Source organism: Microbacterium sp. 2MCAF23 (assembly GCF_052115565.1).
In the GTDB taxonomy this organism is placed as follows: domain Bacteria; phylum Actinomycetota; class Actinomycetes; order Actinomycetales; family Microbacteriaceae; genus Microbacterium.
The window spans coordinates 168061-192050 of record NZ_JBFRGY010000011.1 but is presented as its reverse complement, the minus strand read 5'-3'; the positions used below and the strand labels follow the sequence as shown (position 1 = coordinate 192050).

16 protein-coding genes are annotated in these 23990 nt (G+C 65.6%); 15 read left to right on the top strand and 1 reads right to left on the bottom strand.

Annotated elements, in window-relative coordinates; translation table 11 throughout:
- The first annotated feature begins 55 nt into the window (after positions 1-55).
- From AB4078_RS12685 to AB4078_RS12635, 11 genes are all read left to right on the top strand, one after another.
- A complete protein-coding gene (locus AB4078_RS12685) occupies positions 56-1366 on the top strand; it encodes an ABC transporter substrate-binding protein (RefSeq protein ID WP_440733009.1) in 1311 nt (436 codons plus the stop codon).
- 2 nt (positions 1367-1368) lie between these two features.
- Positions 1369-2247: a carbohydrate ABC transporter permease gene (locus AB4078_RS12680; protein WP_440733010.1), complete on the top strand. Its 879-nt coding sequence runs from the start codon at positions 1369-1371 to the stop codon at positions 2245-2247.
- A gap of 83 nt (positions 2248-2330) precedes the next feature.
- Positions 2331-3170, top strand: coding sequence for a carbohydrate ABC transporter permease (locus tag AB4078_RS12675; RefSeq protein ID WP_441977427.1), 840 nt, complete (start codon positions 2331-2333; stop codon positions 3168-3170).
- 98 nt (positions 3171-3268) lie between these two features.
- Complete coding sequence (locus AB4078_RS12670; RefSeq protein WP_441977426.1) at positions 3269-5446, top strand: alpha-N-acetylglucosaminidase TIM-barrel domain-containing protein; 2178 nt, start codon at positions 3269-3271, stop codon at positions 5444-5446.
- A 796-nt stretch (positions 5447-6242) separates the two neighbouring features.
- Complete coding sequence (locus tag AB4078_RS12665; protein ID WP_441977425.1) at positions 6243-7538, top strand: ABC transporter substrate-binding protein; 1296 nt, start codon at positions 6243-6245, stop codon at positions 7536-7538.
- Complete coding sequence (locus tag AB4078_RS12660; RefSeq protein ID WP_441977424.1) at positions 7535-8491, top strand: carbohydrate ABC transporter permease; 957 nt, start codon at positions 7535-7537, stop codon at positions 8489-8491. The genes AB4078_RS12665 and AB4078_RS12660 overlap by 4 nt, the downstream gene beginning before the upstream one ends.
- 101 nt (positions 8492-8592) lie before the next feature.
- Positions 8593-9405 carry a carbohydrate ABC transporter permease gene (locus AB4078_RS12655; RefSeq protein ID WP_441977423.1) on the top strand — a complete coding sequence of 271 codons (813 nt, stop codon included), beginning with the start codon at positions 8593-8595 and terminating at the stop codon, positions 9403-9405.
- On the top strand, positions 9402-10706 hold the full coding sequence (locus tag AB4078_RS12650; RefSeq protein ID WP_441977422.1) for an alpha-L-fucosidase: 1305 nt from the start codon (positions 9402-9404) through the stop codon (positions 10704-10706). The genes AB4078_RS12655 and AB4078_RS12650 overlap by 4 nt, the downstream gene beginning before the upstream one ends.
- A gap of 199 nt (positions 10707-10905) precedes the next feature.
- A complete protein-coding gene (locus tag AB4078_RS12645) occupies positions 10906-13443 on the top strand; it encodes a ricin-type beta-trefoil lectin domain protein (protein WP_441977421.1) in 2538 nt (845 codons plus the stop codon).
- 290 nt (positions 13444-13733) lie between these two features.
- The gene (locus AB4078_RS12640) at positions 13734-14873 is read left to right on the top strand and encodes an ROK family transcriptional regulator (RefSeq protein WP_440733017.1); all 1140 of its coding nucleotides are present in this window, start codon (positions 13734-13736) and stop codon (positions 14871-14873) included.
- 87 nt (positions 14874-14960) lie between these two features.
- Entirely contained in the window at positions 14961-16622 is a 1662-nt protein-coding gene (locus AB4078_RS12635) for a beta-N-acetylhexosaminidase (protein WP_441977420.1), read from the top strand.
- A 166-nt stretch (positions 16623-16788) separates the two neighbouring features.
- Here the strand turns inward: AB4078_RS12635 and AB4078_RS12630 are convergent, their stop codons facing one another.
- Positions 16789-17946: an RICIN domain-containing protein gene (locus AB4078_RS12630; protein ID WP_441977419.1), complete on the bottom strand. Its 1158-nt coding sequence runs from the start codon at positions 17944-17946 to the stop codon at positions 16789-16791.
- A gap of 355 nt (positions 17947-18301) precedes the next feature.
- Here AB4078_RS12630 and AB4078_RS12625 point away from each other — a divergent pair, with 355 nt between their 5' ends.
- The 4 genes from AB4078_RS12625 (at position 18302) to AB4078_RS12610 (ending at position 23986) form a co-directional block, all read left to right on the top strand.
- On the top strand, positions 18302-18946 hold the full coding sequence (locus AB4078_RS12625) for an MBL fold metallo-hydrolase (protein WP_441977418.1): 645 nt from the start codon (positions 18302-18304) through the stop codon (positions 18944-18946).
- A gap of 208 nt (positions 18947-19154) precedes the next feature.
- Positions 19155-20414 carry an MFS transporter gene (locus AB4078_RS12620; protein ID WP_441977417.1) on the top strand — a complete coding sequence of 420 codons (1260 nt, stop codon included), beginning with the start codon at positions 19155-19157 and terminating at the stop codon, positions 20412-20414.
- Between the two features lie 97 nt (positions 20415-20511).
- A complete protein-coding gene (locus AB4078_RS12615) occupies positions 20512-21204 on the top strand; it encodes a GTP pyrophosphokinase (RefSeq protein WP_441977416.1) in 693 nt (230 codons plus the stop codon).
- A gap of 406 nt (positions 21205-21610) precedes the next feature.
- Positions 21611-23986: a SpaA isopeptide-forming pilin-related protein gene (locus AB4078_RS12610; protein WP_441977415.1), complete on the top strand. Its 2376-nt coding sequence runs from the start codon at positions 21611-21613 to the stop codon at positions 23984-23986.
- Positions 23987-23990 lie beyond the last annotated feature (4 nt).

The window sequence follows — 23990 nt, the reverse complement described above, 5'->3', positions numbered from 1 at the left end:
TCCCCGATGGTCTGCATGACCCAGCACTTCATATCCTCATAGGAAGGAGCGCGCGATGAGGTTGTCGCGACGCACTGCATCATTCATGGCCATCGGCACCATCGCCATCGCTACCGTCGCCCTTTCTGGCTGCGGCCAGAAGGTCGGCGGAGGCGATGCCGGAGAGAAGTCCGGCGGTACGGTGACGTATCTGACGGCCTGGCCGGCAGATACCCCCCAGGCGAAGATCTTCGCCCAGGCGGCGAAGGACTACACCAGCAAGACCGGTGTCAAGGTCGACATCAAGCAGCTCGGCAACGGCGGCTCGACGGCGATCATCAATGCTTCAAACTCGGGTACCGGGCCCGACATGTTCGACGACTCGCCCGACAACGCTCCGGCGTACCGCTCGGCGGGCCTGATCGCGGACCTATCCGATGTGCTGTCCTCGAAAGCTGAGGGTGAGAGCACGACGATCAAGGAGGACTACCCGAAGTCCGTGATCGATGCCGCTTCCGACAAGGACGGCCTGGCATTCATCCCGCACACCATCCTTTCCGGAGGCGTGTGGTACGACGCGAACGCTCACCCGGAGCTGGTCTCGAAGGCTCCCGCGAGCTGGGACGATCTGAAGGCGGAGTTCGCGAAGCTCAAGGAATCCGGGAAAGTCCCGATCGCGCAGGAGGGCGGCAACGCCTCCTACAACGTGCTCTGGTTCTACTGGCTGATGCTGCGCTCGCACGGTCCGGGAGCGATCTTGAACCTGAGCAAGTCGGCTGATGCGTGGAGCGATCCCGCGGTCCTCGCCGCCGCACAGGAAGTCGCATCCATCCGCCCGTATTTCCAGAGCGGATACGATGGCTCGCGCTATCCGAACGCGCAGAACGCGTGGGCTCAGGGCGACTACGTCTTCGACCTGAACGGCTCGTGGCTCGCCGGCGAGGTCAAGTCGGTCGTCCCCAGCAGCGCCAAGCTCAGCACCTTCCCGTTCCCGACCTACGGCGCTGATTCGAAGTCGGTCGAGGAACTCAACGTCCTCGGCTGGACCGTCAACGCCAAGGGCAAGAACGCCAAGGGCGCCAAGGAGTTCATCAAGTTCCTGGTGCAGAAGAAGTACATCGAGAAGATCGGTTCCGATGCGCTGAACATCCCGGCCCGCTCCGACGTCAAGGCGCCCAGCGCCCTGGCCGCCATGCAGAAGGCCGTGCTCGACAGCAGCGCGACCACCGGCTACATGGACAATGCCGCGGCCAATGCGCCGACGTGGTACAAGGATGTTCTGCTTGCGCTGGATGACCAGCTCGTCTTCGGCAAGATCACGCCCGAGGAGTTCGTCGCTCAGGGCAAGGAGAAGACCGCGGCGTACATCGCGAGCGGCACTCGGTGAGTATGACTTCTCGCAAGGGAGGACTGCGGGCCTTCATCTGGCCCGCAGTCCTCGTCTACACGCTGTTGTTCGTGGTGCCGGCGATCTACGGCGCAGCCATCAGTCTGTTCGACTGGAGCGGTATCGGAACGAAGGCCACATTCCGGGGCTTCGGCAATTACCTCTTCATCCTGACGGACGACGCCTTCCGGCAGTCCTTCATCAACACTCTGGTGCTCGCCGTCAGCGGAGGCATTCTCATCTTCCTCGTGGCGTTCTGCTGCATGGCGGTACTGCGACAGATGAAGGGCCGCGGTTTCATACGCTCCGTGGTCTACCTGCCCAACATCATCTCTCCGATCGCCATCGGCGCCGCATTGAGCTTCGCTCTGGATTCGCGTGGAGCGCTGAACCAGGTGCTCTCCTGGATCGGCCTCCCGCCGCAGTCCTGGCTGGGCCCCGATCTCGTCTTCCGTTGCATCATCGCGGGTCTCGCGTGGTCCGCGGCCGGCTTCTACGTGATCCTTCTCATGTCGGCCGTCGATGGCATTCCGGAGGATCTGTATGAGGCGGCCTCCCTTGAAGGCGTCACCAAGGTGCAGGCCTTCCGGATGATCACCCTTCCTCTTTCATGGGACGTGTTCGCGACCTGCGCGGTCCTGTGGGTCATCGGTTCCCTCAAGGTCTTCGAGATCGTCCTCGCGTTCACCGGCAGCGCGAATTCGGGTGTGCCGCTCTCGGCTCGGACCGTCGCCATTCAGCAATACATGGCGTTCAACGATCCGTCCGGTCTTCCACATCTGGGCGTCGTCTCTGCGATCGGCGTGCTCATGTTCCTCCTATCCCTTGTTCTCGTGGGCCTCACCCGGCGCCTGACGAGAAGAGAGGCTCTCGAGCTGTGACTTCACATATCGCACATACTCCCTGGCACCGACCCCCAGAGTCTTGGGGGCGGAAGGTCAGTCGACTCTTCGGCGATCACATCGTGCCCTCTGCGATCAAGGCCGGTATCTGGCTCTGGGTCGCGTTCAATCTGGGCTTGCTCGCCTGGGTCCTGATGACGAGTCTGAAGTCCACCCGTGACATTCTGCTCGGCCCGTTTGCACTGCCCACGCACATCGAGTGGGGAAACTACGTCACCGCATGGGACACGGCGGGTTTCGGGCAGGCGACGCTCGTCACGCTGATCTTCGTCTTCTCCAGCCTGGTGCTCGTCATGGGATTCTCCCTCCCCGCCGCCTATGGACTTGCCCGTCGCATGGATCGCACGGCGTCGACTCTGACGGCGTACTTCGCCATGGGCATCGCTCTGCCCATGCAAACGGTGCTGATCCCTTACTTCGTCGTCAACACGAGCGTCGGTCAGTTCATGACCGACTGGGTGACCGGGGCGTGGGATCCCCGTATCGGCCTGGTGGTCTTCTACTCGGCGACCGCTATTCCATGGACGGTCTTCGTCCTCACCGCCTACTTCCGCTCGCTCCCCAGTTCTCTTGAGGAGGCGGCGCAGCTCGACGGTGCTGGGCCTTGGCTCATCTTCCGCAAGATCATGCTTCCCGTGGCTCGCGGACCTGTCACGACCATCGCCATCATCACGGGCCTCGGTGCCTGGAACGAAACACTGCTCGTCTTGTTCCTCGTTCCCGACGGCGCCCAGCGAACCCTGCCCGCCGCGTTGCTGAACATGTACTACGGCCTTCAGTACACCTCGAACTGGGGTGCGCTGTTCGCCGGAGTCGTATTGCTCGTCGGCCCCATCGTCGCGGTGTTCCTCTGGCTGGGACGCCGGATCATCGAAGGCGCAACCCTCGGCGCCAACAAGTAGTAGCCGAAAACACGCGTGCGCCGACGCAGGCCTCGGGCGGCACTCGGGGGCGCCATCGAKGGCGCGCACGGGGCAATCCATTCATGTGAAGGGCTCTGATGAATCACGACCAGCGCGCAGCGCAGCGACTCCCCGCCCCCAAGGCGGGTGTCACCGCGAGTGCACAGCAGGTTGCCCGAGATGCGTTCGACCGCGTCCTGGGCAAGGCGGCGGGCAATGTCCTGGTCGACATCGCCCCCATGTCGGAAGACGGGTTCGTCGTTTCTGCCACGGAGGGGCTTCCGCACATCACCGCCTCTTCGCCTGCGACGGCGCTGATGGGTTTGCGATCGGTTCTGGCCAAGACGGGCGAGCCTTTCGACGAGATTCTGTCCGCGGTCTCCGGGATCGGTCCGATCGCCCCTGAGGCGCCGATCGTCGCAAGGGCGCGCTTGCAGCATCGGTTCTACGGCAACGACACCGAGGACTCGTACGTCGGCGCATACCGGACCTTCGAGGACTGGGAGCGGCTGATCGATGGTCTCGTCGCGAGGGGGTTCAACGAGATCTTCGTTCCTGTAGGCATCGAAGGCGCATATGTGGATCTGCTCACGAGGTTCGGGTATTCGCGTGACGAGGCGCTCGACTGGATCCCGTTGCCATCGCATCAGCCGTGGTGGCTGCTGCAGAACATGTCGTCCTATCCCGGCGGGATGTCGGAGGAACTGCTCGCGAAACGCATCCAACTCGGTCGGCGGATCATCGCCCGCCTGCGTGAGCTGGGCGTGGAGCCCGTCGTGCCCGGATTCGGCGGCGTCGTTCCCCGTGACTTCGGCACCCCTGACGATGCCTTCGTGGACGTGCCGGGCAACGACTGGCAGGGGTTCGACCGGCCTGCCTGGCTCGATCCTCGCTCCACGCTCTTCACGGAAGCCGCGTCCGTCTTCTACGATGCTGTCGACAGGCTCCTCGGCCCCGTCGATATGTTCAAGATCGACCCGCTGCACGAAGGCGGGACGACGACGATCGACATTGCCGAGGCCGGCCGCGGCATTGAAAGGGCCATGCAGCGGGCTCGTCCTGGTGCGACGTGGGTGCTCCTGGCCTGGCAGGACAACCCGCGGAGGGAGCTTCTTGACGCGCTGGACCCGCGCAGGGTGCTGGTCGTCGACGGTGTCTCCGATCGTCATCTTGCGCTCGATCGCGAGGAGGACTTCCGCGGAGTCGACTACGCGTTCGGTGCGATCTGGAACTTCGGCGGCGACACAGCCCTCGGTGCCCAGCTTGCGACATGGAACGACCGGGTCGAGGAATGGCTGAAGGTTCCTTCATCACGACTGCGTGGGATCGCCGCGCTCCCGGAGGGGGGACTGAACAACCCGCTGGCGATGGACTTCTTCGCCTCGCTGGCGTGGCGGGACGGTCGCGTGGATGTGGACGATTGGGTGCGGCAGTGGACGATCGCGCGTTACGGCCGGGCGGTTCCGGCAGCGGTCTCTGCCTGGCAGCGGATCGTTGCAACGGCGTACTCCCTCCCGGACGACAACGATTTCTCGGAACCGCATGACTCGCTGTTCGCCGCCTGGCCGTCGTTCAGTGCGTCGACGTCATCATTGTTCTCACCGCGCACTGCGACGTACGACCTGAGCGCATTCGCCGAGGCGCTGCCTTTGATGAGCGATGCCGCCGACTACCTCGGTCGCCATCGCGCGTTCCGGTTCGACCTCGCCGACGTGGCTCGGCAGACGGTGACGAACACTGCGCGCCAACTGCTGCCTGCTATTGCCGACGCGTACGGGGCGTGCGACGGCGTGAGGTATGACGAACTCACCCGGATGTGGATCCAAGGCATGGAACTGCTCGATGCCATCGCCGGCACGGAGCCGCTCTGGCTACTCGGGCGATTTCTTGACGAGGCCCGCGCCGCAGGCAGCGACCCCGAGGAACGAGATCGCCTCGAGCGCAGTCAACGATTGATCCTCAGTACCTGGGGTCCGCTGGTTCCCGCGACCACCGGTGCGCTGAGCAACTACGCCGGACGCGATTGGCAGGGTCTGATAGGTACTCTTTACCTGCCGCGCTGGCGGGAGTTCTTCACGGGGAATCATCCGGACCGGCCGAGGGCCCGTGAGATCACGGATGCGGACTGGTGGCACCGTGACCAGGACTGGGTCGATAGCACCGACCGTGCAGGCATCCGTTCGGAGCCGTCCGGAGACATCGTCGCCCTTTCCGGCCTGGCGAGCGTGTTCATCGAGCGCGTCCAGGGGGCGCTTTCACAGCGCGTCGCGGGGTGAGGGAGCCGATCTGAGGTTCCCCGCGCACGCCGCACCGGGAGCGACCGGGCTTTGGTGTCCGGGGTTTCGTGGGCTCGGAGCGTGCCCCAGGGATCGCCTGAACCCGCGCCTTGGTCGTGCCGTCGAAGGGCCTCGCGCTGTGGGCGGGTGACGATTGGATCACGTTCTGGAGAACGGGATGTTTCGACGTTCTCGTCGCTCGACATGGGCACTGACCTTCGTCGCGCGTCGACTGTCCTCCGCCGGGGGTGCGTGCGAGGTCTGACGGACGGTTGCGCACGCCCAAGAGGCGTCGTCTTGACGCGGTTTCTAGCGCTTCTTGTGCCTGCGTGGCAGTCCTCGTGTGGGCGCGTCACGTCGCTCAGCATTTAGTTTTCAAAGTTGACGTATCCGCGTTAAGTTCTATCGGTGCCCCCACTAGGCCTGATATTCCAGGGTTGCGGTTAGTTTGAAAGTCTGCTTTATTATTGCCAACTCAATCGCGCCGGCCCGAATGTGGAGCGGTGAGGAGAGCGTGAGGCAGCGGGGGCAAGGTGGCCCCGTCCAGCATCAGGCGCTGAGTGAACATCGACACGGAACCCGAACCTTCGATACAGAACCAAGATCCTCGAGAACAGATCCAGAATCCGCGCGACATCGTCCCCCGGACCTGGCCGTGCTCCGACGTCCGTTTGGGACGTCCGGGTCGGACCGGGCAGGCCACCGCCAGCAGTGGCCGCGCCTCTCTGCGGGAGGTCCGCGCGATGCGGTGCGATTCACACCATGCAAGTCCCTATTCAACGCAGTGAGGAACAACATGAATCTCAAGGGAGTTCGCGGCATCGCCGTCGCACTCGTCGCCGTCGGAGCGCTCGCGCTTGCCGGCTGCTCAGGCGCTGGAGGCGGATCCGACGCCAAGGGTGGAAGCTTCACCTACTGGTCCATGTGGAGCGAGAAGGAACCGCAGGCCAAGGTCATCGACGCAGCGATCAAGGCGTACGAGAAGGAGACCGGCGCCAAGGTCACGGTGCAGTGGCAGGGGCGCAACGTGCTCGACCAGGTGACCGCCGGACTCGCCGCAGGCAAGACCCCGGACCTGGTGGACCAGGGATACGACAAGCTCGGGACCGCCCTGAACAGCCAGGACGCTCTTGCCGACCTCAGCGATGTCTGGGGCATGACGAACGCCGACGGCAAGAAGGTTGCCGACGTCGTGAACAAGTCCTATGTCGAGAAGATCCCGGCGTACGGCGGCTCCAGTAACAAGTACCTCATCCCGTACACCGTCTCGACGGTCTCGTTGTTCTACAACGCGAACAGCCCGTACGTGAAGGAAGCGCCCGCGTCGTATGACGATCTGCTCAAGGACTGCGCCGCGGCGAAGGCTGCCGGCGTCGGCTGCATCGTCAGCGACAGCGACGCCATCTGGGCTGCGGAGTACTGGTTCGACTATCTTCTGAACCGCAACGCGGGCGACGGAGCCATGAAGAAGCTCGCTGAAGACAAGACCGGCGCTGAGTGGGACTCCGCCGCGGTGAAGAAGATCGCGGAGCAGGTGCACCAGCTGATCACCGACGGCTACATGGTCTCGGGCTACGACGCCAGCCAGTATCCGGCCGGCGAGACCGCCTGGGCGCAGGGCCAGGGCGTGTTCTACCTGACGGGTAGCTGGGTCACGGCCGAGACGGCGAAGACCATCGGCGCGGACTGGAAGTACGCCGGTGCGAACTTCCCCTCCACGGGCGGTTCCTCGGCGGACGGCGTCTCCGTGCTGCCCTTCGGCTTCGCCGTTCCGACCGCGGCCAAGAACGCGGATGCGGCCAAGGCGTTCATCGCGTACTTCTCGTCGGAGAAGTACGAGGGCAAGATCGCGACAGAAGCCTCCAACCTGACCGCGCTGAAGGACGGCCAGGCGCCGGCCGAGCTCGCCAGCGTCCAGGAAGTCCTTTCCAAGGCGGCACCGCGCGTGACGTTCGACGGCGAGGGCGGCAACTACTTCAGCAAGGTCTTCGACCCCGCGTTCGGCGACCTCTGGCTCGGTAAGACCACGGCGGACCAGTTCGTCGCCAACGGCAAGGCCGCGCACGTCCAGTACTGGAAGGCACAGGGTTGACGACGTCATCCACCACGCTTGCCGCGGGCGGTTCGCCCGCCCGCGGCAAGCGGTTCCCGACCCACTCGCCCATGGAGCGCGTGCGTCGCCGCGTGTTCTGGCCGTTCGTGCTCCCCGCACTCGCCGGCATGGTCATCTTCTACTTCGCCCCGATCGTGTTCGTGGCATGGCTGAGCCTGAACAAGTGGTCCGGCTTCGGCCCCATGCGCTTCGTCGGCACGGCGAATTATCAGCAGCTCTGGCTCGACCCCACTTTCACGACGTCGATCGTGAACACGTTCAAGATCCTCGTGATCGTCGGAGTCATCACCTTCGTCCTCGCCTTCGCGCTCACGCTCGTACTGCGCCAGATGACGGGCAAGCACTTCGTGCGTTCGGTGCTGTTCTTCCCGAACCTGATCAACGCGCTGATCTTCGCCATCTTCGCCGGGATGCTGTTCAACCCGAACGGTCTCGTCAACACCGCGCTGCACTGGGTGGGCATCACCGACGCGCCCAAATGGCTGGCGCCCGATAACCAGTTCACCCTGATCATGGCGATCCTCATCTGGTCCTCCACGGGCTACTTCACGAGCATCATCATGTCGGGCGTCGACCAGATCCCGCCCTACTACTACGAGGCGGCATCGCTGGACGGCGCCGGCCCCATCCGTCAGTTCTTCACGGTCACCCTTCCGCTCTCCTGGGACGTCGTGTCCGTCTGCGCCATCCTGTGGACGATGAGCTCGGTGAAGGTGTTCGAGCTGATCCTCGTCTTCGGTGGAACGCGTGCGTCGTCGCCGAACAGCCAGAACTGGACGACTGCGATCTACGTGTACCTGAGCGCGTTCCAGGCCAACGCAGGACGTGCTTTCGGGCTCGCCGCGGCTGCCGCGCTCGTCAGCCTCGCACTGGTCGCCGTGCTCACCCTCGGCCTGCGCCGACTTCTGCGCCGGGAGGCGATCGAACTATGACCTCTGTCACCCGTGCCCTGACGACAGCGGGTTCCCGCCGGAGGCGGACGTTGCGTTCGTCAGGGAGCAAGACGGGCGTTGCCGGTTGGATCGGACGCGCGATGGTCTGGCTCGTCGTCGCGTTCAACATCTTCCTCATCGCGTGGATGGTGGTCTCGTCGCTGCGCAGCACGGTGGACTATCTGCGCCAGCCCTTGGGTCTCCCCGTCCCTCCCCATCTGGAGAACTACGCCAACGCTTGGACGATCGGCGACTTCGGCGTCGCGTTCCTGAACTCCGCGTCCGTCACTCTCATCTCAGCCTTCTTCGCGGTCGCGATCGCGGCACCCGCCGCGTATGCCCTGAGCCGCTCGACGCGATGGATCGCTCCGAAGATCACGGCGGCGTTCGCCCTCGGTCTGGGCGTGCCGGGTCAGGTCCTGCTGATCCCGATCTATATCGGGCTCGCGCAGGTCCAGCAGAACACCGGCATCCCCCTCATCGATAGCCAGCTCGGCCTCACGATCGTGCTGATCGGCCTCAATCTCCCGTTCACCGTGTTCCTGCTGACGGGCTTCTTCGCGTCCCTCCCCGGCGAGATCGAAGAGGCTGCCGCGCTCGACGGCGCATCCGGGATCCGCACGTTCGTGACGATCATGCTCCCTCTGGCGCGACCGGGGCTGACGACGGCGATGACTCTCGCGGCAATCGGCTCGTGGAACGAGACGCTGTTCTCGCTCGTGCTGCTCACGGACAAGTCGACCCGGACGCTGCCCATCGCGCTCATTCAGATCATGAACTCCGCGGCGTTCAACGGAGCCGACTGGGGATCGATCTTCGCAGGCATGACGCTCATGGTGCTGCCGCTGCTCATCGTTTACACCTGGCTCGGTCGCCGCATCGTCGCCGGCATGACGGTGGGCGCCGGAAAATGAGTACCGTCGACACGGCGGCGTCGAACGCGGACACGGGCTGGTTCGTCCATGACCGCTTCGGGATGTTCGTGCACTTCGGGCTGTACTCGATCGCTGCGCGGCACGAATGGGTCATGACACGGGAGAAGATCAGCGCCAGCGACTACCGGCGTTACTTCGAGCACTTCGATCCCGATCTGTTCGACGCGGCCGAGCTGGTAGATCGGGCGGTGCGCGGTGGTATGCGATACGTCGTGCTCACGACGAAGCATCACGAGGGATTCTGCCTCTGGGATTCGAAGGTGACCGACTACACCTCGGTGAACGCACCGTGCGGGCGCGATCTGGTGCGGGAGTTCGTCGATGCCGCACGTGCCGCCGGCTTGCGCGTGGGGCTGTACTACTCGCTGATCGACTGGCATCACGAGCAGTTCCCGATCGACGGGATCCATCCGCTGCGTGACGAACCGGCGGAGAAGGTCCGCGCGATCAACGAGGAGCGTCGCATCCGTCTCTATGCGGACTACCTCCACGCCCAGGTGCGGGAGCTGCTCACCTCGTACGGCACAATCGACTATCTCTTCTTCGACTACTCCTACGCGGAAGGCGCCATACCGCCGGTGTGGGGTGGAAAGGGTGCCGCGGAGTGGCAGTCCGAGCAGCTCCTCACGATGGTTCGCGGGCTGCAGCCGGGCATCGTCGTGAACGATCGCCTCGGTATCCCGGGCGATGTCACGACCCCGGAGCAGTATCAGCCGACTTCGCCCATGGAGAAGGATGGACAGCTCGTCACCTGGGAAGCCTGCCAGACGATGAACGGATCATGGGGCTACGACCGGGACAACCATGACATGAAGTCTCCGGAACTCGTTGCGCGCATGCTCATAGACACCGTCGCGATGAACGGGAACATGTTGCTGAACGTCGGCCCGGACGGGCGGGGCCGGGTGGACCCGGAATCGGGGCGCGTCATCGACACGGTCGGGTCCTGGGTCGGTGTGCACTCGCGCGCCGTCTACGGCGCGGGGCCGGCGTCCTGGGCGGCGCCGACCGATGTGCGTTACACCCAGCGCGGTCGGCGCTTGTATGTGCATCTGTTCGCCTGGCCGTTCGGTGCACTGCATCTGCCTGACCTGGCGGACCAGGCGACCTATGCGCAGTTCCTGCACGATGCGTCCGAAGTGCGCATGGTCATCCGACCGCCGGAAGCCGAGGCGTTCAACACGGTACCCGGTGGGCAGCCGGCCGGAACACTCACGCTGGAGCTGCCTGTTCAGCGCCCGGACGTGCTTGTGCCGGTCATCGAGATCTTCCTGAGCTGAGCGCGCGGCGGTCGTCGTGCACGTCGGCATCGTGAACAGCGCAGGAAAGGTGTCCTCCCCAGAGGCGACACCTTTCGCGTCACGCACTATCCCCTCTCAAGCGCTACGCAGACCGTCACCCGCAGAGAACGCACATACGTCACGCACACGAACCGCAGCGGGAATCCATCACATGCACCACAAACAGGAGGAGACGAAGATGACAACCCCTCACGTGCTACAACGACGGCCCTGGGCCGTGATAGCGGTGATCATCGCCGTGGTCTTCGGGCTGCTGATCAGCGCTCAGCCCGCATCCGCGGCGACACCCGGTCAGATCACGATCGGCGCAAAGTGCCTCGACGACAGAAACTCGAGCACTCAGGACGGCAACATCATCCAGCTGTTCTCGTGCAACGGCGCTTCCGCGCAGTCCTGGACGCTCTCCTCCGACGGCACGGTCCGCGTGCTCGGCAAGTGTTTGAGCATCAGCGGTCAGGCAGTGGCGAACGGCACGGTCGTGGAGCTGTGGAGCTGTGTCAGCAGCGGCAGCGACCAGAAATGGGTGGCACTCCCGAACGGTACGATCTCGAACCTCAAGTCGGGCAAGTGCCTGAGCGTGACCGGACAGGCGATCGTCGACGGGGCGCGGCTGGAGCTTCAACCCTGCCAGCCCAGCGCGGCCTTTCAGCAGTGGACGGTTCCGGCGACCGATCCGCCCGCGATCGCGGCGATCTCGACGCAGACATCCACCATCGGCGTGGCCACCGGCCTGACGCCCTCGGCAACTGGAGGGGTGGGGCGCGTCGATTGGACGGCCACGAACCTGCCCGACGGCCTGCTCATCAATTACGCGACGGGCATGGTCATGGGAACCCCGCGGAAAGCGGGCTCGTGGACCACGACGCTCACGGCAACCGATTCGCGCCTGCACGCATCGAGCATCACGTTCACGTGGACGGTTCAGGCGGCCGCCGTCGGCACGGCGTGGTACGTCGACTGCAGTGCTGCGAGCAACGGATCGGGGACGAGCACCAGCCCGTGGAATTCCTTGAGTGGTCCTAACGGCAACACGTTCTCGCCGGGAGATCAACTTCTCCTCAAGCGCGGGGTCACTTGCTCCGGCCGGCTCTTCCCGCAAGGCAACGGCAGCGCCAGCGCTCCGATCACGATCACCGGCTACGGGTCGGGCGCCAAGCCGATCATTGCCGGCGGTGCAGTCGCGGAAAGCGCGGTGCTCCTGCAGAACCAGTCCTATTGGATCGTGGACGGACTCGAGGTCACGAACTCCTCGGCGACCGAGGCGCGTCGATCCGGCATCCTGGTCACGATCAACAGCGCTGCCACCTACTCGGGTATCACCATTCGCAACAACGACGTCCACGACGTGATGGGTGTCTCCGATCGTGGTGCTGACGCCAACGGCTTCTACATGTCGCACGGGATCGGGCTCAACGTTCCGCTCGATGGCGCGCTCATGGCGGGTCTGACGATCTCGGACAACTATGTCCATGACATGCGCGGCAACGGTATCGGTCTGTACGGCACCGACGGCTCCAACACGAATGTCGTGAAGAACCGCTACGTGCTCGTCCAGGGCAACAAGGTGGTGCGCAACAGCAACGACGGCATCGTGGTCTGCGGAACCGACTCGCCCCTGATCGATCACAACATCTCCGACGGCGCGGGGACGAATGCGATCAACCCGCAGAACATCGCGGCGATCTGGGGATGGAACGACGACAACCCCACCTTCCAGTACAACGAGGCGATGAACCTCGTGGCGCACACGTTCGACAGTGAGGCGTGGGACTGCGACGGCTACATGACCGGCCGGTGCACCTATCAGTACAACTACGACCACAACAACTACGGTGGGATCCTGCTGGATTGCGTCGGTTGCGGCGGAGGAAAGCCGACGTCGATCGTGTACCGGTACAACGTCTCCGTGGGTGATTGCCGCGTCGTCGACAACCCCGGCAATCTGACGGACTTCGCGTTCTACAACAACACGATCGACTGCGGTTCGGCTTCGCCGGATCTGGGATTCGCCAGCCTCACGTATCTTGCGAACAACATCTTCATCGGTCCGTCAGGCGCGTCGATGCCGAACAACGCGTACTACTCGAACAACGTCTATCGCGGCTTCACGCCGCCGAGCGACCTGTTCGCGTCCACAGCAGACCCGAAGATCATCGCTCAGGGTACGGCGGCCACGGGCTATCAGACGGTGGGCGGATACCAGATCGCCTCCGGTTCCTCCGGCGCCAACAACGGGATCGCCGTGGCGAACCCGCCGGCAGTGGACTACTGGGGCAACGTGATCTCAACCACTGTTCCGAACAGGGGGGCGTTCGGCGGTAGCCCGCTGGGCGCGACGACGTTCACGGACGATTCGTCGAGCAGCATCAGCTACTCCGGTACATGGACCACGGAGAATGTGGTGGCGTCCCGCAACGGATCTGATCACGTCGCCGGTTCGACCACGGCCACGGCGGCGTTCTCGTTCAGCGGACGTCATCTCTCCATCTGGGCCACGCAGGCACCGGACGGGGGCCTGATCCGAGTGGTGATCGACGGCACCGTGGTGGCCGACGCGTCGCTCTACGCGGTGTCCGCAGCCCCGGGGACGCGCGTGTACACGAGCCCGCAGCTACTCTCGGGTTCGCACACGGTCACACTCTCGGTGAGCCCGGCGTCGGACCCGCGTTCGAGTGGATCGAAAGTCACCTTCGACGGCCTTGAAGTGCGTCCGTGACATCGTGCGCTGAATGATCACCGGCGGGCAGCGCAGCGCGTAGAGCATGCTGATGCACTGCGCTGCCTGCCGGAATGCGCGAGGACGACCCGAGAACGCCTGGGCGTTCAGAGATATCTTAAAACTCATTACTAATGCCGGGTGGCCGCGATCTCGGACTCGTTCTCGTTGCTGACCTTGCTCCCTGGGGCTCGGCTCGAGCTCTCGTTTCGTCTTGTTTGATATTTGTAATCTTGTCTGCTTTATTTGGATCGCGCCGACGTTCGTTCGGCGGGAAGGACGCAGCCACAATGGCGAACACCGAACACCCTTCGCCTCTGCGCGCGCTGCGTGTCACAGAGAATGCATCCCCCGAGCGCAGTCGCAAGACCAACCGGACGCTGCTGTTGCAGGCGCTGATCCAGCATGGTCCGCTCAGCCGAGCGGACCTGGCGCGACAGTCCAGCCTCTCCAAGCCCCTGGTTTCCGATCTCGTCGGGGAGCTTCTCGACAAGGGGGTCATCGAGCAGATCGGCACCCGCCGCCGTACGAGCGCCGGAAAGCCGGCGACGATGCTCGCCGTTCGCGACGACTCGTTCCAGATCATCGCGCTCGATCTGTCGGATGAGAAGCGTTTCACCGGTGTGGTGACCAACCTTCGTGGGAAGGTGCTGCACCGGGCCGAGGGCGCAGTGGCGGGGAGAGCGGGTGAGGCAGCGCTCGACCTCGTCGCTGACCTCCTGGGTCGCCTGATCCAGCTGTCGACGGCACCGTTGCTCGGCGTAGGTATCGGAACCCCGGGAATCGTCGAAAGCAAGCGGGTCGTTCGGCTAGCGTCTTCGCTTCGCTGGGAGAACGTGGACCTGGCAGCGGGCGTCCGCGGTGACTACGAAGGTGCCATCCATGTCGCCAACGATGCGAATGCCGCTGTGCTCGGAATGTACGCGTACCGGGGTGCCGAGCGTTCTTCTCTTCTTCTCGTCACCCTCGAGCACGGCATCGGGGCGGGGCTGATCATCGGCGGATCTCTTGTCGAAGGGCCGCAGTTCGCGGCGGGTGAGATCGGACACATCGTCGTCGACGATGATGGCGACAGGTGCTCGTGCGGACTGCGGGGGTGCCTCGATCTCGCGGCGTCCGCTCCCAATCTGCGCCTCAGGCTGGAGCGCGACCCGAGCGATCGCGACCGGATCCTCTCTTATGCAGCGCTCGCTCTGGGGCGAGCTCTCACGCCGATGATCGCGCTGACAGGGGTAAAGGATGTCGTGATCGCGGGGCCCGTGGATCTCGTCAGCGACCACTTCCTGCGCGCGGTCGAGGAGACGATCGTTCAGCGGTCCATCCCCGCTGTGAATGCCGGGCTCAGAGTGGTCTCCGCGCCAGGAGGAGAGGATCTCGTCCTGCTCGGTGCCGCCGCCATGGTGCTGTCGGCCGAGCTGGGCGTGACGTAGCAGGGCCTACTTCTGGCGACAGACGCAATTCCTCCGGCCCTCGTCTCTCATACCGCCGAGCGCCGCCATCACTGCTTTAGGAACCCGATGATCTCTCTCTTGCCCTTGCCTCAGTCGGTATCGTTCTCCGACGGGTTGTTCGTGCTCCGTGCCGGGATGGCTGTCGAGGCATGTACGGAGTTGGAGCGCGTCGCGACCTGGCTCACGACCGCTGTGGGGCGAGCGGGCGTGCCTTTGACCCCTGTGAGCGCCGGAGAGGAATCCCGGGCGAATCGGGCTGTCGGTGTTCGCTTGACAGTCGCGGAAGATCTTCCGGCCGAGGCCTACCGGCTCGATGTCGATGCGAACGGCATCGGCATTTCTGGAGGTGACGAGGCAGGGGTCTTCTACGGCGCTCAGGCCTTGCTGCAGCTGCTGCCGGAACGCGTCTTTCGCTCGGCTGCTGTCGCTGATGTGGAATCGATGTCGGTCCCTTTCTCGCAGATCCGCGACGAACCGCGTTTCGGCTGGAGGGGTGTGCTCCTCGATGTCGCTCGACACTTCATGCCGAAGCATGATCTTCTTCGCTTCATCGACCTGATGGCGATGCATCGACTCAACCTGCTCCATCTCCATCTCACCGACGATCAGGGATGGCGGGTAGAGATCGTCTCGCGTCCGAGGTTGACCGAGATCGGCGGTTGGAGGGTCGAATCGCAGGTCGGACCGCCGCCGCACTCGCCGGCGAACGGACGCCCGCACGGCGGCTTCTACACCCAGGACGACATCCGTGAGATCGTGGCGTACGCTCGGCAGCGCTTCATCGAGATCGTGCCCGAGATCGATATCCCGGGGCACTCCCGTGCAGCCATCGCCGCATATCCTGAGTTGGGCATAGGTGTGGGCGACGATGCATCGGCAACGCCAGCGCCCGCCGTCGCGACCACGTGGGGCGTTCATGCTGAGGTGCTGAACCTCGAGGACTCCACCGTGCAGTTCTTCCGTGACGTCTTCACGGAGATCATGGATCTGTTTCCGAGTGCCTATATCGGGCTCGGCGGCGACGAGTGCCCGACCGACCTGTGGCGCGAGGACGCGCGAACCCAGGAACTCATGCGGGCTCGCGGCATCGCGACGGAAGACGGAGCCCGGGAGTGGTTCGTCGAGCAGATCGCGGAGCACATCATCGCCCGCGGACGTCGGCCCTATGGGTGGGATGAGCTGCTGGAGGGAACCCCGCCTCCTGGGACGGTCGTCGCCTCCTGGAGGGGCATGAGAGGCGCGCTTGCCGGCGTGCGACGAGGCTATGACGTGGTCGCCTGCCCCGACGACAAGGCGTATCTCGACTATCGCCAGTCTGACGATCCTGACGAGCCGATTCCCTTCGGAGCGCTGCTGTCGTTGCGCGACACCTATTCGTTCGAGCCGATCCCGGCGGATGCCACGCCCGAGGAAGCCCGACGGGTCCTCGGCGGACAGGCGAACCTCTGGACCGAGCACATGGATTCCCCGCGCACGGTCGACTACTACGCCTACCCCCGGTTGTGCGCGATCGCGGAGGTGCTGTGGAGTCGGCGACGCGCGACCTTCGAGGCGTTCTCCGCTCGGTTGGATGATCATCTGCGCAGGCTTGACGCGCTGGGAGTCGAGTATCGGCGTCCGACGGGGCCGCTGCCCTGGCAAAGACGTCCCGAGGTCGAAGGTCAGCCCTTGACGGCCGAACAGCATGCCGAGCATGTGGCCGCGTTGGTGTCAGGAATCGCCGTTTGACTCCACGGGGTCCAGGTCGCTCACCGCGAGCCATCAGGCGGGTCCGCGAAGGTCCGACAGGCGGCTGTGAACGAACGCCCCGCGGAGGGTCTCCCCGATCGTGACGAGGAGACCCTCCGTGGTGACGTCGTGGTGTTGCACTCTCCGGCGCCCGTTGCGACGGATGTCACCCGGTCGTGGTGAAGCTCCAGGTAGCACCCGGCCCGCTCTGCTGTACGAGTCCGGATCCCGCAGACGTCCCGCTCGGGCCGACCGCGAGGCCGCTCCACTGGTTGACCAATTGGTATCCCGCGGTCGCGGCACGGAGCGTCCACTTCTGGTTGGCGCCGCCGGTGCAATCCCACTGGATGACCGCGCTGCCTGCTGTGGTCGACGACGCAGCATCGTCGAGGCACAGGCCCGAGTGCTGATTCACCAGCGCGTAGCTGCCGTCGCTGTTGGCGTGGGCCGTCCACAATTGGTTGGCACCGCCGTTGACGGTCCAGACGGCGATCTGCGTGCCGGTCGTCGTGGACCATGCGGGGTCGTCGATCACCTGGTTCGTGGACGTGTCGCGGATCTGGTAGGTCGATCCGTCCGACAGAGGGCCGGGAGAGGACGTGGCTCCCCACCCGCGCGTGATCTCCACGCCCGTCCCGACCAGCTGAGCCTGATAGTTCGCCTGTCCGAGGCAAGCCCCGTATTCGTAGGGGCTGCTCACCTGCCCGCTCAGCCCGCCGCCTGCGGTGGATGTCGGCCCGCCGAAGGTCACGTGCACCGGGGGCAGCTCGCTGCAGGACGCCGGGGCGTCGTAGTACTCGACGAATCCGGCCTGGCCGCCGACCAGGTCGCCACTCCCCGACGGCAGCCGGTAGCTGCCGATGTGGGTGCTTCTCCCCGTCGTCGTGTCGGTGGCGGTTCCGCTCCAAGTGTCAGCGGCGATCCGCTTCACCGTGAGCGCATACCGGTGGCCATACGCGCCATCGAAGTCGACGCCGCAACTGACGCCCGCACCCCCGTCGGCCCCGTCGGTGCAGTTCGCGTCCGTGCTGGTCGTGCCGCTGATGAAGCTCGAGAAGACGCCGTGGAGTCTGGGTGCGCCGTTGAGCGGAGCACGGGGCTGGAGTCCGGTATAGCCGACGTCCGCGGCCTTCGCGAAGCCGAATTGCTGGGCGAAGTAGGTGCCTGCCTGCTGCGCCGTGTCGCTTCCGATCGTCTCGTAGAACGTCACGTCGGGAAGCCCTGTCGAGGGCGCCCCCGGAATCGACCACGTGACGCTGACATTGCCTCCGAACGTCTGAGCCGACGCGGAAGCGGCGAACCCCGTGATGGTCAGGGCGGCCATCGCCACACCACCGGCGACCGAGCGTGCCAAAGCCCGCCACCCGGTGTGACTGGGCCAGCGGGATCGTTGTGGACGGGACAACCTCCGGGCTTGTTCATCATGCATTGCAGAACCCCCTCGAATATCGCTATATCGGAGCGGGCCGTGCCTCGGAACGGGAATCACGGGGGCGCGGCCTGCGTTTACATCGGAGATGCTAAAGGGCATTATGAAATAGCGGGTTCACTGTGAGCAAGCGATAGATGAACTCGGTTGAAGAACGACCGTCGCGCCTCGAGACCGGCGTGAAGAGGCGGTCGACTCAGCGGTTCGCACTCACGGAGTGGGGCCGTTCATCGTGACGAAGGAGCAGGACATGACGACGATCTCTACCTGGCGGCATTCGGCGGTCTCGCTGGAGAAGGGGGGAAGCAGGCTCGTGATCGACCCGGGCGTCTACAGCGACCCGCAGGCGTTGCGGAACGCCTCCGCCGTGCTGATCACCCACGATCACCAGGATCACGTTGATGCCGCCGCGGTGGTGGACAGCGGGGCGCCGGTGTGGACGACGGGAGCCGTTGCGGCGATGTTGCGGAAGGCGGGCGCCGACGGCAGCCGCCTTCATGTCGTCGCGCCGGGAGAGCACTTCGCGGCGGCCGGATTCGACGTCGTCGCGTTGGGGGGCGCTCACACCGTGATCCACCCGGACCTCCCGGACGAGGAGAACCTCGCCTTCTTCATCGACGGGACGCTTCTGCATCCGGGTGACTCTCTCACGCCCGCACCGACCGACACCCGAGTCCGAGTGCTCTTCCTGCCGATCGCCGCGCCGTGGCTGAATCTCGAGTCCGCCGTCGAGTACGCCCGTGCCGTCAGCCCCGAGGTCGTCGTGCCGATCCATGACGGCACGCTCAGCGAGGCTGGCGCTCAGCTGACCAACTGGATCACGGAGCAGCTTCTGCCCGGGATCGAATACCGCCGGCTCGACAGTGGGGCGGGCTTCGACGTCGTGCCGGACTGAGGTGCGCACGCTGACATCGCCTTCTTGTTTCCGGATGATGTCGGTGCGAGGAGCATTCGTAGATGAGTTTTACTTCTGAAGGCACATTGTGTAATCCCTGAGAAACAGTCGATTCCTAGCGTGAAGCATGCACGGAGCAATACCTGGGCTCCGTGTAAATCGCGCTCCCAATGGTGTGGGCATCCGCTCATACCCGAAGGAGTACGAAATGGACGCACTGACTCGAGTGCGCAGCATCCCCTTGTTCGCCGTCGCGGCGCTCGCCCTGGGCGGTTTCGCGATCGGCGCCAGCGAGTTCACGGGGATGGGACTCGTTTCGAATCTCGCCCAGGCACTCCTGCCGACTCTCTATGAGAGCGAACCTGCGCGCGCGTTGGCGGCCACGGCGTGGGTGACGACGGCGTACGCCACCGGCGTCGTGGTCGGCGCGCCGGCGATCGCCGCACTCACTGCACGACTCCCCGTGCGGCGCGTGCTCATCGCGCTGCTCGCGATGTTCGTGCTGGGAAGCGTGCTGTCTGCGACGTCGACGACATTGCCGATGCTCGTCGGTGCGAGGTTCCTGGCCGGCCTGCCCCATGGGGCGTACTTCGGTCTCGCCGTTCTCGCCGCGAGACGGCTCCTGGGTGAGGCACGCCGCGGGCTCGGCGCCGCAGCCGTCATCGGCGGCCTCACCATCTCGAACATCGTCGGGATCCCTGTCGTGACCGGCCTCGGCCAGCGTTTCGGGTGGGCCAGCGCCTACATCGTGATCTCGGGGCTGTTCGCGGTGGCGCTCGCGCTCGTCTTCGTCTTCGTCCCTGCGCTGCCGGCCGACCCTCGGGCGACCGTGCGCAGCGAGATCCGTGCGCTGCGTCGGCCGCAGGTGTGGCTCGCGCTGGGCATGGGAGCCGTGGGCTTCGGAGGGCTTTTCGCGGTCTACTCGTTCATCAGCCCGCTATCGCGTGAGATCACAGGACTCGCGCCGAACCTGCTCCCGTTCTTGCTCGCCACCGTGGGCGTCGGCATGACGACGGGCAACTTCGCCGGCGGCTGGGCCGCAGACCGCAGTGTGCGGCGCACTAGCTACGCGGCGCTCGGGCTGCTGTCGGTCGGTCTGATCTGTCTGGCGCTCACCGCGCGCTGGCCCGTCGGGCTCTTCGCGAGTGCCTTCCTCATCGGAGCGGGCGCGGCCGCTCTCGGGCCGACGATCCAGACGCGCCTGATGGATGTGGCCCACGAGGGGCAGACGTTGGTCGCAGCGCTGAACCATTCCGCCTTCAACGTCGCCAACGGCCTCGGCGCCGCCCTCGGCGGAATCGTCATCGCGTCGGGGATGGGTCTGCTTGCCCCCACCTGGGTTGGAATCGTCCTCACGGCCGGCGGGGCTGTGCTGGCCGCCACCTCGTTCAGCATCGATCGCAGCCATCGTCGTCGCGGGCGCGTGCTGCCCTACGGAACGGGCAGGATCTCGACGATCCCCGCGTGATATGTCGAACACGGACCTCTCGAAGCGGCTGCTTCGAGAGGTCCGCTCAGAACGAACACACAGGAGATCCGAACACCTGTTGCGTAGCGTCGCAGGCATGAGCACGGTCCCCCTCGATGACGACGCGCTGAACCAGACCCTGTCCGAGGCGCGAGAGCTGCGAGACGAGTTCCAGCGCTTCCTGCACGAGTACGAGTTCGGGATGCGCGAGATCGAGACGAAGATCTCGATCCTGCGCGACGAGTTCACCCACCATCACTCCTACAACCCGATCGAGCACGTGAAGAGCCGGGTGAAGTCGCCCGACAGCATCGTCGAGAAGGTGGCCCGACGGGGGATCGAGCCCGACTTCGACACGATCCGCGAGCACATCACCGACATTGCGGGCGTGCGCGTGACCTGCAGCTTCGTCGCCGACGTGTACCGCCTGTTCGATCTGCTCACCGCGCAGGACGACATCACCGTGCGCATCGTGAAGGACTACATCGCGACGCCGAAGGCCAACGGCTACCGCAGTCTGCATGCGATCCTCGAGGTGCCGGTGTTCCTCTCCTCCGGCCCGATCATGGTGCCCGTCGAGGTGCAGTTCCGCACGATCGCGATGGACTTCTGGGCGAGCCTGGAGCACAAGATCCACTACAAGTTCCAGGGCCAGGTGCCCGCCCGCCTCGTCGACGACCTCACCGCGGCGGCCGACGCCGCGAGCGAGCTCGACGAGCGCATGGAGCGGCTGCACCATGAGGCGCACGCCCCTCTCGCCGCGCTCCCGCCGGTGCGCGTCGACGTCTGAGATGTCCGGCAGGAGAACCCCCGGTCGCGGCTGAAATCGATTGCCCGCTCACTCGGGCAGGCGCCTGGCATGCCGGTGCGAAGCGCCGCGTCAGGCCACGGCTGCGTCAGCGGGCGTTGCGACGTGCCATCCAGGGGCGATTTTGTGAATCCCCCGAACGTGTCGTAGCGTTTCGAGAAGATTCACCGTTCACGCGCAGTCATATATCCAACCCTGGGGTCGGATGCGGGCTTGGAGGGTGTCGAAGGTCGTCAGGGGATTGGCGGCCGTAGGGGACTCACGGGAAATGGGTTCCCGACAGCGGGCCAGGGGATGGTCCGATGGGGAGGAGAGAGCCGAGCGATCGGCTCTCGTGAAGGACGATCCGCGGGGAGCGGACGGCCTTCTTCTGTGGCTGGGGAGCACAATGAAGCTTGGGGACCACTTTGCGCGCGCCGTCGTGGCGCTGGGGGCGAGCATCGCGCTGGCATTCGTCGCAACGCCCGCCGCGCAGGCCGCACCCGCCTCGCTCTCGCTGAGTGGCTCGCCGGCGACGACCTCGGTGCACTCTGCCGCGCTGGGCCCGCTGGCGGCGCGCACCGCACCGGCGACCAGCGCCGGCCTGGTCTGCGCGACCGGAACCTTCTACGCGCTGTCGGGCACCGGCCAACTGCAGCGCGTCGCGAACGGCGCCGTCACGTCAGTCGGCACGCCGGCCGTCGGGGTCTCGTCGTTCAACGGTCTCGGCATCGGCGCGAACGGCTCCACCGCGGTCGCGTACGAGCGCACCAACAACAACCGCACCGCGACCATCTGGTACTTCGACGGATCCACGTGGAAGCCCACGGGGGACAGCTACACCACGTCCGCATCGCTCATCGCGGGTGCGATCGACCTGAAGACGGGTGACTACTTCTTCGGCGGATTCGCGTCCGGCAGCTTCTACATCTACAAGTACGTGCTGAGCACCGGCGCCTTCTCGCTCGTCGGCACGATCGACACCTCGGCGGCGGGCGGCACCAACGGCGACATGGCCTTCGACGCGAACGGCAACCTGTACGTGGTCGGCAGCGCGTCCACGACGACCGTCTACTCCGTCACCGCCGCCGCGCTCGCCACGGGCACCGGCGGGCAGCTCGCGTCGTCGCCGTCGTTCTCCTTCACACCGGCCGGGTTCTCCAGCATCAACGGCATGGCGTTCAACACGACCGGGTCGATGTACCTCGGCAACGCCTCGACCGTCCGCGAGTACAACGCGTCGACCGGCGCCCAGATCGGCGGCGACGTCACCAACAGCCTCTCCAGCACGGATCTGGCGAGCTGCAATTCGCCCGCGAACCTCACGGTCAAGAAGAATGTTGTTGCCCGCGCCCACGTCGGCGACCAGTTCCGCCTGTCCGTCAAGAGCGGTACGACCGAGTCCGCGACCGCGACGACGACCGGCGCCGCCACCGGGATCCAGACCGCGCAGATCGGCCCGCTGCCGGTGATCCAGAACAACGCCTACACGGTGTCCGAGGCGATCGCCGCCGGATCGCCCGGCACGCTCTCCGACTACGCGAGCTCGCTCGCCTGCGTCGACGACCTCGGTGCGACCGTGCCGACCAACGCCGCCGGCCAGCTCACGATCCCGAACCGCTCGGGCGCCAGCGTCGTCTGCACCATCACGAACGCGCCGCTGCTGGCGACCGTTGCGGTGCACAAGACCGTGCTCGACATCGCCGGCAACAACCCGGGGCCGGGTGTCGGCTGGACCCTCGGCGCGGCGACCACCGCGACCACCGGGACCGCCACCTCGACGCCGTCCGCGTCCACGCAGACGACCCCGGCTTCGGGCGATGTGAACTGGGCCGTCGCGTTCGACAAGACGACCTCGCGGGCGACCGTGCGGGTCTCCGAGACGCAGAAGAGCGGATGGGACTTCGTCAGCGGCAGCTGCACGGTCACCTCGCTCGGCGGCGCGCAGCGCTCCGTGACTCTGCCCGGCGCCGCCGGTGCGGACGTCACCGGCGTGGCTCCCGGTGACGCGGTCGCCTGCACCCTCACGAACAAGCCCTCCGCGGCGAACCTGACCCTCAAGAAGCAGGTCGACAACACCTACGGCGGCACGTCCACGATCTCCGATTGGACGCTCACCGCGACGGGCACGCAGACGATCACCGGCAAGACCGGCGACGCGAGCGTGACGGGCGCGATCGTGGCCCCCGGGACCTACGCGCTCTCCGAGAGCGGCAGCCCCGCGGGCTACGCCGCGGGTGCGTGGACCTGCACCGGCGCGACCGTGAGCGGGTCCTCCGTCATCATCGCGGCGAACGCGAAGGCGGTCTGCACGATCACCAATGCGAGCAAGCCCGGATCCGTCGTCTGGACCAAGACGTCCAAGGCGACCGGCGGCCAGCTCGCCGGATCCGAGTGGACGCTCACCGGCCCCGGCCTGCCCGCCCAGGGACTCGTCGTCAAGGACTGCACCGCAGCTCCCTGCACCGGCCCCGACCTCGACCCGGCACCCGGCGCCTTCCGCCTCGGCAAGCTCGTCTGGGGGACCTACTCGGCGAAGGAGACGCTGGCTCCCGCCGGCTACATCGCGGCCGGATCGTTCACCTTCACGGTGAGCGCGGCCAACGCCGGCACGACGCTCGACATCGGCGCCCAGCCGAACGAGCAGCAGCCCGGCGCGGTGCTCCCGCTGACCGGCGGCATCGGAAGCGACGCATTCCTCCTCGCGGGCGGCGCGATCGTGTTCGCCGCACTCGCGCTCCTCGGATTCCTCCGCCTGCGCCGCACCGCGCGCCGCACCTCCTGACCCC